The organism is Nonomuraea sp. NPDC049784, from assembly GCF_040659615.1.
Taxonomy (GTDB): domain Bacteria; phylum Actinomycetota; class Actinomycetes; order Streptosporangiales; family Streptosporangiaceae; genus Nonomuraea.
The window spans coordinates 1-9356 of sequence record NZ_JBFAMX010000404.1 but is presented as its reverse complement, the minus strand read 5'-3'; the positions used below and the strand labels follow the sequence as shown (position 1 = coordinate 9356).

At 68.6% G+C, this 9356-nt stretch carries 10 protein-coding genes; 4 read left to right on the top strand and 6 right to left on the bottom strand.

The window, feature by feature from the left end; all coding sequences use genetic code 11:
• From AB0J09_RS45120 to nikB, 3 genes are all read right to left on the bottom strand, one after another.
• The coding region (locus AB0J09_RS45120; RefSeq protein WP_360705624.1) for an ABC transporter ATP-binding protein at positions 1 to 1097 on the bottom strand (1097 nt) is incomplete at its 3' end.
• The gene (locus AB0J09_RS45115; protein WP_360705621.1) at positions 1097 to 2026 is read right to left on the bottom strand and encodes an ABC transporter permease; all 930 of its coding nucleotides are present in this window, start codon (positions 2024 to 2026) and stop codon (positions 1097 to 1099) included. The genes AB0J09_RS45120 and AB0J09_RS45115, both read right to left, overlap by 1 nt.
• Before the next feature lie 2 nt (positions 2027 to 2028).
• Positions 2029 to 2952: a nickel ABC transporter permease gene (nikB, locus tag AB0J09_RS45110; RefSeq protein WP_360705618.1), complete on the bottom strand. Its 924-nt coding sequence runs from the start codon at positions 2950 to 2952 to the stop codon at positions 2029 to 2031.
• Between the two features lie 197 nt (positions 2953 to 3149).
• Between nikB and AB0J09_RS45105 the strand changes: the two genes are divergently transcribed.
• The 4 genes from AB0J09_RS45105 (at position 3150) to AB0J09_RS45090 (ending at position 5885) form a co-directional block, all read left to right on the top strand.
• The gene (locus tag AB0J09_RS45105; RefSeq protein WP_360705615.1) at positions 3150 to 3347 is read left to right on the top strand and encodes a hypothetical protein; all 198 of its coding nucleotides are present in this window, start codon (positions 3150 to 3152) and stop codon (positions 3345 to 3347) included.
• A gap of 118 nt (positions 3348 to 3465) precedes the next feature.
• On the top strand, positions 3466 to 4428 hold the full coding sequence (locus AB0J09_RS45100) for a DUF6772 family protein (protein ID WP_225963633.1): 963 nt from the start codon (positions 3466 to 3468) through the stop codon (positions 4426 to 4428).
• Positions 4429 to 4432: 4 nt separating this feature from the next.
• Positions 4433 to 4768, top strand: coding sequence for a hypothetical protein (locus AB0J09_RS45095; RefSeq protein WP_192787214.1), 336 nt, complete (start codon positions 4433 to 4435; stop codon positions 4766 to 4768).
• Between the two features lie 49 nt (positions 4769 to 4817).
• Positions 4818 to 5885 carry a LacI family DNA-binding transcriptional regulator gene (locus tag AB0J09_RS45090; RefSeq protein WP_360705610.1) on the top strand — a complete coding sequence of 356 codons (1068 nt, stop codon included), beginning with the start codon at positions 4818 to 4820 and terminating at the stop codon, positions 5883 to 5885.
• Positions 5886 to 5984: 99 nt separating this feature from the next.
• On the opposite strand, the gene AB0J09_RS45085 is transcribed toward AB0J09_RS45090, so the two are convergent.
• From AB0J09_RS45085 to AB0J09_RS45075, 3 genes are all read right to left on the bottom strand, one after another.
• Positions 5985 to 6533 (bottom strand): alcohol dehydrogenase catalytic domain-containing protein, encoded by a 549-nt coding sequence (locus AB0J09_RS45085; RefSeq protein ID WP_360705607.1) that lies wholly within the window; start codon positions 6531 to 6533, stop codon positions 5985 to 5987.
• The gene (locus AB0J09_RS45080; protein ID WP_360705604.1) at positions 6533 to 6697 is read right to left on the bottom strand and encodes an alcohol dehydrogenase catalytic domain-containing protein; all 165 of its coding nucleotides are present in this window, start codon (positions 6695 to 6697) and stop codon (positions 6533 to 6535) included. The genes AB0J09_RS45085 and AB0J09_RS45080 overlap by 1 nt, the downstream gene beginning before the upstream one ends.
• Before the next feature lie 198 nt (positions 6698 to 6895).
• A partial coding sequence (locus AB0J09_RS45075) for a helix-turn-helix transcriptional regulator (RefSeq protein ID WP_360705601.1) occupies positions 6896 to 9356 on the bottom strand: 2461 nt, incomplete at its 5' end.

The following is a 9356-nucleotide window of genomic DNA, read 5'->3' as shown; positions in this document are numbered from 1 at the left end:
CGCGTCGTCCTTGGCCAGGGCGATGTACCTGTTCTGGCCCTCGAACGTGGCCGTGGGCACCGCGGCGTCAGCCAGGCTCTCGGTGAGGGGGTGGAGCCGGGGACGACATCGGCGGCGACCTCCTTCGCGTGGTGGCAGGCGGCGCGATGCGACTCGGGCCGGGCGGGTACCGGCATGAGCTCCGGCCGCTCGGTGTCACAGATGTCAGTGGCGAACTCGCACCGGGGCTGGAACGGGCAACTCGCGGTCAGCCGCATGAGGTCCGGCGGCGAACCCTTGATGGGCACCAGCCGTTCGCGCGGGCCGTCCAGCGCCGGGATCGAGGCCATCAGGCCGTGGGTGTACGGATGCCCGGTCGTTTCGTAGACCTCGCGCAGCCCGCCGGTCTCCACCACCCGACCGGCATACATGAGCATGACCCGGTCGGCGACGCCGGCCACCACGCCGAGGTCGTGGCTGATGAGGATCATCGCCATGCGGTGTTCCGCCTTGAGTTCGGCGAGCAACGCCATGACCTGTGCCTGGACCGTGACGTCCAGGGCGGTGGTGGGTTCGTCGGCGATGAGCACACGGGGCTGAAGGGCGATCGCCATCGCGATCATCACCCGCTGCCGCATGCCGCCGGAGAACTGGTGGGGATAGTCGTCGACTCTGCGTGCGGCCGCCGGGATACCCACCCGGTCCATCAGCTCGATCGCCTTGCGTCGCGCCTCGGAACGGGAGGCGCCACGACGGCGCCGGAACAATTCGCCGATTTGCGCGCCGACCCGGAACACCGGGTTGAGGGAGCTGAGCGGGTCCTGGAACACCATGGCCAGGTCGGTCCCGTTGAGCCGGCGGGTGTCGGACCGCGGGCGGGCCAGCAGATCCGTGCCGTCATAGACGATCCGGCCACCGGCCACCTGTCCCGCCGGTCGCGGAACCAGCCCCATCAGGGCCTGGGCGGTGACGCTCTTGCCACTGCCGGTCTCGCCCAGTATGGCCAGGGTCTCCCCTTCGGCCAGGTCGAAGCTCACCCGGTCGACGGCGGTGACGGTCCCCGCCCGGGTGCGGAACCGTACCGTCAGGTCCTGCACCGACAACAGTGGGTCGTCCATCACATGCTCCTCAGCCGCGGATCGAACCGGTCGCGCAGCGCGTCACCCAGCACGCCGAAGCCGATCACCAGGATGGCCAGGCCGATGCCGGGGATCGTGGAGATCCACCACGCGTTGGACAAGTAGTCCCGGCCGTTGGCGATGGTCATGCCCCAGCTCGGCGTGCTGGCCGGGGTGCCGAGGCCGAGGAAGCTCAAGGACGCCTCGGCCAGGATCACGTGCCCCAGCTCCACGGTCGCGACCACCAGGATCGGCGCGATCATGGACGGCAGGATGCTGCGGGTCACCAGGTGCCAGGTCCGTGCGCCGAGGGTACGGGTGGCGTCGACGAAGTCCCGGCTCTTGAGCCCGAGCACCTGGCTGCGGGTGACCCGGGCGAACGTCACCCAGTTGGAGATGGAAAGGACGATGACGACGTTCACCACGCTGGGCCCGAGGATCGACGCGATGAAGATGGCCAGCAGGATCGACGGGAAGGTGAGCTGGACGTCCGCCAGCCGCATGAGCACCGTGTCCAGCCAGCCGCCGAAGTACCCGGCGGCGATGCCGGCGGCGACGCCGATGACACCGGCCAGCACCAGGGTCGCCAAACCGACAGTTATCGACACCCGCGCGCCCTGCATCATCTGGGCGAGCACGTCCTGACCGACCTGGTCGGTGCCGAAGATGGCGGTGTGCCCGCCCGGCAACAAGGTGCCGGGCGGCTTCAGCCGGGAGCCGAGGTCGGTGGCGACCGGGTCGTACTTCAGCAGGATCGGCCCGATCACCGCGGCGACCACGTAAAGGGCGATCACCGACAACGAGGCGATGATGCGCAGCCGCCCGATCTTGACCCGTGTCCTGCCTGCCACTGGGGGGTCGCTGGGCGCCGGGTTGTCGGCCGCTTTGCTGTCGTTCTGTGGCAGCACTTGCTCAGTTGGCCTGTCCATGGTCACCGTCCCAGCCGAATGCGCGGGTCGAGGTAGCCGTACAGGACGTCCACGACCAGGTTGATCAGGACGAAACCGCAGGCGATCAGCAGGATCGCGGCCTGCACCACGTTGTAGTCACGGGCCGAGATGGAGTCGATGAGCAGCCGCCCGACGCCGGGCCAGGAGAAGACCGTCTCGACGATGACCGCGCCGCCGAGCAGCTTGCCGAACTCGAGACCGGCCACCGTCACGATCGGGATGAGCGCGTTGCGGATGGCGTGCAGGAAGATGACTAACCGCTCGGACAGGCCCTTGGCCCGCGCGGTCTGGATGTAGTTCTCATGCACGACGTCGAGCAGGCCGCTACGGGTCAGCCGGATCAGGATCGCGATCAGCGGCAGGGCGAGGGTGACCCCCGGCAGGACCAGCCGGTCGAATCCACCGTGGCCCCCACTGGCCAGCCAGTGCAGTTGCCTGGCGAACACCAGGATGAACATGATCCCGATCCAGAACGACGGCATGGACTGCGAGAGCAGCGCGAACACCGAGACCACGCGGTCGGCCAGGCGGTTCACCCGCAGCGCGCCGACAACGCCGAGTGAGATCCCGAGCACCAGGCCGATGACCATCGCCACGACGGCGAGCTGAAGGGTGAGCGGGAACCTGCCCATCACCAGGCCCATGGCGTCACTGTGGTAGCGGTAGGAATCGCCGAAATCAAACCGGACCACATCGCCGAGATAAATCCCGTACTGGACCACCAGCGGGCGGTTCAGGCCCATCTGCTCGCGCAGCCGCGCGATCTCATCCTGGGTGGCATCGGAGCCGAGAATGAGCTGGGCCGGATCGCCGGGAACCAATCGGAGCACCAGGAACACAATGGTCACGGCGCCCCACAACACGAAGACGGCGAACAGCGTGCGCCGGAAGAGGTACGCGGTCATGGCCGGTCCGATCGCTGTCGGTCGGCATCCCGTTTCAGCATCGGGCAACTCCAGGTTGAGCCATGACGCCGTAAGCGTCTGGCGGTGACGGCTTGGTGCTGGGGGGCTTTGGTGTTGAGACGGGCCCGCATCCGAGCCGGCCGGTCTTGGAGGTGATCCGCAGGCGAAGGCGAGCCGTCAGCCGCTGTCGGAGCGACGTGTTAACTGTCTGGAACATTAACGTTAATTCGATTGCCCGGCTGATGCTAGGTCGGCGGGCCCTGATCGTCAAGGGTCTGGCCGACATCTTCTGCCGGGCCGGCGCGATTTCAGTGCGCCTGACCAGTGAAAACAGCACGGCGGAACGGTACGCCACGACGCCCGGGACCGACGGCGGTAGCTACCCTGAGGGTTGACAGTCGCTGAACATTAACGTTAATGTCCGATCGCGACCGTATGACATACTCCGGTCGATCAGCCGGCGTAGACATTCGCCAATCGGCATTGCCTAAACCCTTTTCAGGAGCATTCGGCATGACCACGATGGAGCGGCCCGACCTGGCCGCAGAACTTCGCGCCGCCATTTTGTCGGCAGACCCGAGGTTGTCGAAATTTTCGCCGCTTCGGCGTATTCTGACCTACGACGACTTCAACTCCGGCACCCACGGCTGGACCGAACTACTGGGCAATTACAACGGCAATGGCGATCTCTCCACGGTTGATGATCACATGCGTGACTTCCGCCCGCCGCAGCTCTCGAACTGCTCGTTCTTCGATATCGGTTCCCATGGAGCCATGACCGGGTCGTATGCGCTCAAGCTGGCCACCCGGGCCTACCAGGGGCACACCGCCACCGCCATCCGGCGGCTCACCATGAGCGGGCGCGGCCTGCTGCAGATCGAGGCCTACTTCACCTTCAAGGCCGAGGCGACCATCGACGGCAGCGCGGGTGACCAGTTCGGAGACGTCACCTGGGACGGCAACCTGCACCCGTCAGAGGCGCAGTTCGGCTGCTTCACCGTGGCGACCGACCTCTGCGGCGACGGCGGTCTGCGCTACCACACGGTGGCCCGCTACCTGAACACCACGCTGGACAACAAGCTGTCCCGGCAGTGGGTGTACCCGATCGTGCCGGAACCGACGCCGCGTGAGCACCTCGAGGGCAAGGTCAAGCTGGCCTACGGGGCCGACTTCACCGCACCCGACCCGAAGGACTGGCATCCGTTCGGCGAGCCCCAGGAACTCTGCTACAACGAGGTGCCCACGAAGGTCAACTGGCACTACCTGCGCTGGGTCATCGACACGGGCGCCAGGCGTAACGTCGAACTGCAGGTCAACGATCGGATCATGGACATGTCCGCGGTGCCGGTCCCGCCGTACAAGGAGCGCTACGACTCGCTGGAGAACCTGCTGAACTTCTACTTCTCAGTGCGGACCCACTCGACGGTCCGCAACTTCCTGTTCCTCGATTCGGTTCTCATTTCCACGGAGTGGTGACGTTATGCGGCAGGTGCAGACGGCGGTCCTCGAGCGGGACACGACGTTCGTTTCCGACTTCGCCACGGAACCGTACGAGGTGGCGTGGGCCGGCGAGGCGCGCTTCTTCGTGCACACCCTTGCGGCGTCCGGCGACGACGTCGCGGTACGGCTGGTCACCCAGATCTCGCCGGACGGCCTGACCTGGTGCGACCTCGACGGCCACGAACATGTCGTCACCGGCCCCGGCCTGGTGACCTGGCCGGTCGGCCAGTTCGGCCAATGGCTGCGGTTGCGTGGCACAGTGGCGGGCAATAGTCCGTCAGCGACACTGCGTATCTATCTCACCGTCAAGAGCTGAGGAGCGGCCACAAGGTGTTACCGGGAGCGAGCGAGAGAGGGGCACTCGGATGGCTGGGACTCGGCGTCACACCCTGCGGGACATCGCCGCAACGTTGAACCTGTCGGTCAACACCGTCTCGCGTGCCCTCTCTGGAAAGGACGGCATTGGGGAGAAGACCAGGGCATTGGTCCGCGCCGAGGCGGAGCGGGTCGGCTACGTGCCGAACTCGGTGGCCAGGTCGCTTGTCCTGGGCTCCGCGATGACCTTCGGCCTGGTCATCACCAACCCGTCCAACCCGTTCTACGCGCAGCTGATCTCCAGCATCGAGTTGCGCGCCCGGAATCACGGTTATTCACTGTTGCTGATGGTGACCGGCGAATCGGAGGAGTACGAGACGCGCGCCGTGGAGTCGCTGCTGCGATCCTCGGTGAGCGGGTCGATAGCCGTCCCGGTTCAGGCGAGCGCCGATCCGTGGCGGCGGCTCGGCAAGGTCGGTGTGCCCACCGTGCTGCTCAACCGGGACCTGCCTGATCTGGGTTACCGCTTTGTCGGCACCGACAACGAGCTCGGCGGCTACCGCGCCACAGGGCACGCGATCTCCCGTGGCGCCCGCTCGATCGTGGTGCTGGAGGAGGACCTGCCGATCACCACCATCGCCGACCGGATCGCCGGCTTCCGCCGGGCCATGGCCGAGGCCGGCCTGTCCGTGCCGCGCGGCAGCATCATGCGGGTGCCCACCCGCCGGCACGAGCAGGCCGCCCTGCCATGGCAGCCGCAGCAGGCCTACCAGGTGGCGCGCCGGATGTTGCGCCGGGCCAGGCTGCCGGACGCGGTCGTGGTCGGCAACGACTACTTCGCGCTCGGCCTGTACCGCGCCCTGGAGGAGTGCGGGCTCAAGGTGCCGGACGACATGATGGTGATCGGTTTCGGCGATTACCCCTTCTCCGCGTTCCTGTCACCACCGCTGACCACTGTCCGGCTGCCCGCAGAGGAAGTCGGTGACATCGCGGTCGACCTGCTGCTCGAGGAGATATCCGGCGGCCGGAGCGCCCGCCCGCTGAAGCAGTTGATCGCACCCACGCTGGTGGAGCGGGAGTCGACCAATCGCACCACCTTCGCCAGGACCCTGGTCTGAACCAAGCCTGCCCGGTCACTGGAAACGCTTCACCACATCGTCGGCCAGCCCCGTTTTCCGCATATGACTGATCTCCAGTGGATGTCTCGTGGATCGATATCAAGGAGATCCAGGAAATGAAGTTGGAGGTCGGTGGGTATTTCTGTGGACTTCCTCCGCAGGCTTCGTGTACCGCTTCGAAAGTCTCGCAAGACCGGGAGACCTGCACGGGGACGGCACCGAAGCGGGTCGCGCCTGCGCGCGGCGCACCGCGTGCCAGGCGACGGCGCCGGGTTCGACCAAGCATGCGTCTTTTACGTCCAGCTGCGAGGGCAGAGCCAACAGCGTGTATTCCGGCACCACCACCGCTTCGGCCAGGCCGCCGTCGCGGTAAATCCCGAGGGTTCCGTGGCCGGCCTCAGTGCACCGCTGTGGGTTACCGGCGCGGCATTCCGCGCATTCCCCACCATAGATGGTCGGTTCGACGAAATAGCGGTTACCGGTGTCGTCGACTCCGGCGAACTCGTGCCCATAGATGAATCCGATCACCCCGGCACCAACGAACATGACATCGGTGCCGCAGATTCCCACAGCGGCCACCGAGAGCCGGACCCCTGCTCCACCAGGTTCATCGACCTCGACAGTGTGGATGCCGTCGTCGGTGTTCATCACAGCGCGCATGTGTTTTCCCGTCCACTTCGATACGGCAGGTCGCTTCCGCAGATCCCGTACGCATGGATGCGCACCAGCACCTCACCGCACCGCGGATCCGGCACCGGCCGCTCCGGTAATTCCAGGCGGGCTTTCGCCTCGGGGACGATGACAGCCCTCATCTGCGTCGTCGAGGGGCAACCCCTTTCTCACGGTTCGGTGGTGGTTGGGGCGCGGGTCCGTCCCGCTCGGGTTCTTGGGTGTTGCGGCCGTCCCGGACACGCATTCATGCTCGCCGCCCTCGCACCGCGTGCGCGTCGGCGAACATCGCCTTTGAAACCTCGACCAGATTCCCGGTCGTGGCGCACGCCGGTTGGAGGTCAGGGAAGCTGCAGGTCCCTGAGCTGCCGGCGGGAGGTGATGCCGAGTTTGCGGAAGATGCTGCGCAGGTGCGCGTCGATCGTGCGCGGGCTCAGGAACAGCTGCGCGCCGGCCTCCTTGGAGGTGGCCCCGGTGGCTACCAGCCGTGCGATGTGCAACTCGTGGGCGGTGAGCGCGTCGGCCGGCTGGGCGGTCCGCTTGCGTGGTTGCCCGCCGGTGGCGCGCAGTTCGCGGGCTGCGCGCGCCGCGAACGCCTCCAGGCCCATGCCCGACAGCAGCTCGTGCGCGGTGCGCAGTTGCTCGTGGGCGTCCTTGCGGCGGCCTTCGCGGCGTAGCCACTCGCCGTAGAGCAGGTGGGCGCGGGCGAGGTCGGGCACCCTGCGGCAGTCGCCGAGCCGCTGGATCGCTTCGCGGTACAGCTCCTCGGCGGCTGGCCCGCTGCTCATCAGCGCCCGCGAGCGCGCCTCCAGCCCGAGCGCCCACGGGGTGCCGCTGGCACGGGCCCGCGAGCTGAGCCGCTCCAGCCCGGCCGCCGCGCGCACCGGTTCGCCGACGCGAACGGCCGCCTCGATGAGCTCGGGCAGAGCCCCGCTGCTGTGCGCCAGCTCATCGTAGTCGCACGGCCCCGCCGCGGCGGCGAGCGCGGCCTCGTAGTTGCCCAGGCCGATGTGCAGCACCGCCAGCGCGGCCTGGCCCAGGGTGACAACGGTGCCCTCGCCCCGTTCGGTCACATCCCGGACCGCAGCCGCATACAGCTCGGAGGTTTCGCCCTGCCGGCCGCGATAGGCGGCGAGCACGAGCCTGGCGTGGGGCAGCGGCGGGGCCCCGATCGACTGCGTGATCGCGCTCTCCTCGGCCACCAGCTCGGCGGCGCGGGACAGCTCGCCGTCGTTCACCATGATGGTGGCGTGAAAGTTGAGCGCGGTGGCGAGCGTGGCCAGCGCGCCGGCATCGCGAGCAAGGCGGACGTGGCGGCTGGTCAGCACGTAAAGAATCTCGTCGTCGAACAGCATGAACGCGACGCGGCAGGCCAGCCACAGCCCGCGCCGGCCGTCGTCCTCAGCCCCGGACTGGTCGCGGAACGCCTCCAACGCCCGCCGCAGAGTGGGCACGCTCGCCTCGTACCCTTGCGTGAACCTCGTCACCACCCCGTCGAGCAGGAGATCGAGCGGTCGCGGCGGCGTCGACGGTACGGGCGCGCCCCGGGCAACGTCGGCCACCTCCAGCACCCCGCGGCCCTGACCGAGCGGACCGGCGTGGATGGCCGCCTCCAGCGCTTGCAGGTATGTCTCGCGGGCCAGCACGGCATCCAGCGGGGCGAGCGTCTTGGCGGCGTCCAGTAGCATCCCCGGCACATCGCTACCGCGCGTCAGAACAAACGCGATCTGCGCGCGCAGCAGCTCGACTCGGGCGTGTTGCAGCGCGTCCAGCGGTCCGGCCGCTGCGACCGTCAGCAGCTCCGAGGCGGCGTGAGGCGCGCCGGCCTGGTGCTTGGCGTGCGCGGCAGCCAGCGCTCGGCGAGCCCGCTCCGCCGGCTTGGGCGTCAGTACCACCGCTCGCTCTAGGAACGCGGCCGCCGCGGCCAGCCCGCCGCGTGAGCGTGCCCGGCCGGCCGAGCGCTCCAGGTCCGCGGCGACCGTCTCATCGGTGCCCAGTACGGCCTGCGCGCGGTGCCAGGCGCGGCGGTCGGGATCGGCCTGCGGGTCGGTGGCCTCGGCCAGCGCGCCATGCGCGCGGCGGCGATCCCACGGTGATGCGGCCCGGTAGACCGCCGAGCGCACCAGCGGATGCGAAAATCGCACCCTGGCACCGATCTCCAGCAACCCCGCCGCCTCCGCCGGCATGGCGGCCTCGGCGCCGATGCCCAGGTGCTCGGCCGCACGCCACAGCAACGCCGCGTCGCCGACCGGCTCGGCCGCCGCGACCAGGAGCAGCAATTGCGTGTCGTCGGGCAGGCTGCCCGAGCGGTGCCGGAAGCTCTCCTCGATTCGGCGAGGCACGCCCAGCGCATCCGGCAGCCCGAACCCGCCCGCCAGCTCCGCTGACGGGGCCGGCTCCGTGCTTCGGGACAGCTCCAGCAGCGCCAGCGGGTTGCCGCGCGCCTCGGCGATGATCCGGTCGTGTATCCGCTCATCCAGCGGCGCGTGGACGGCTCCGGCCAGCAACGCCCGCGCGTCGGCCTCACCGAGCCCGTCTAGTCGCAGCTCCGGCAGCCCGGCAAGCACCTCGGCGCCGCTCGCGTCGGGGCTGGGGTAGCGCTGCGCGAACACCAGCGCCACCCGCTCGGCCTCCAGCCGCCGCGCCACGAACGCGAGGGTCTGCGCGGAGGCCGCGTCCAGCCACTGCGCATCGTCCACCAGGCACAACAGCGGCCGTTCCTCCGCGGCCTCGGCCAGCAGACTGAGGGCGGCCAGCCCGACCAGGAACCGGTCGGGCGGGTCGCCGGCGCGTTGTCCCAGC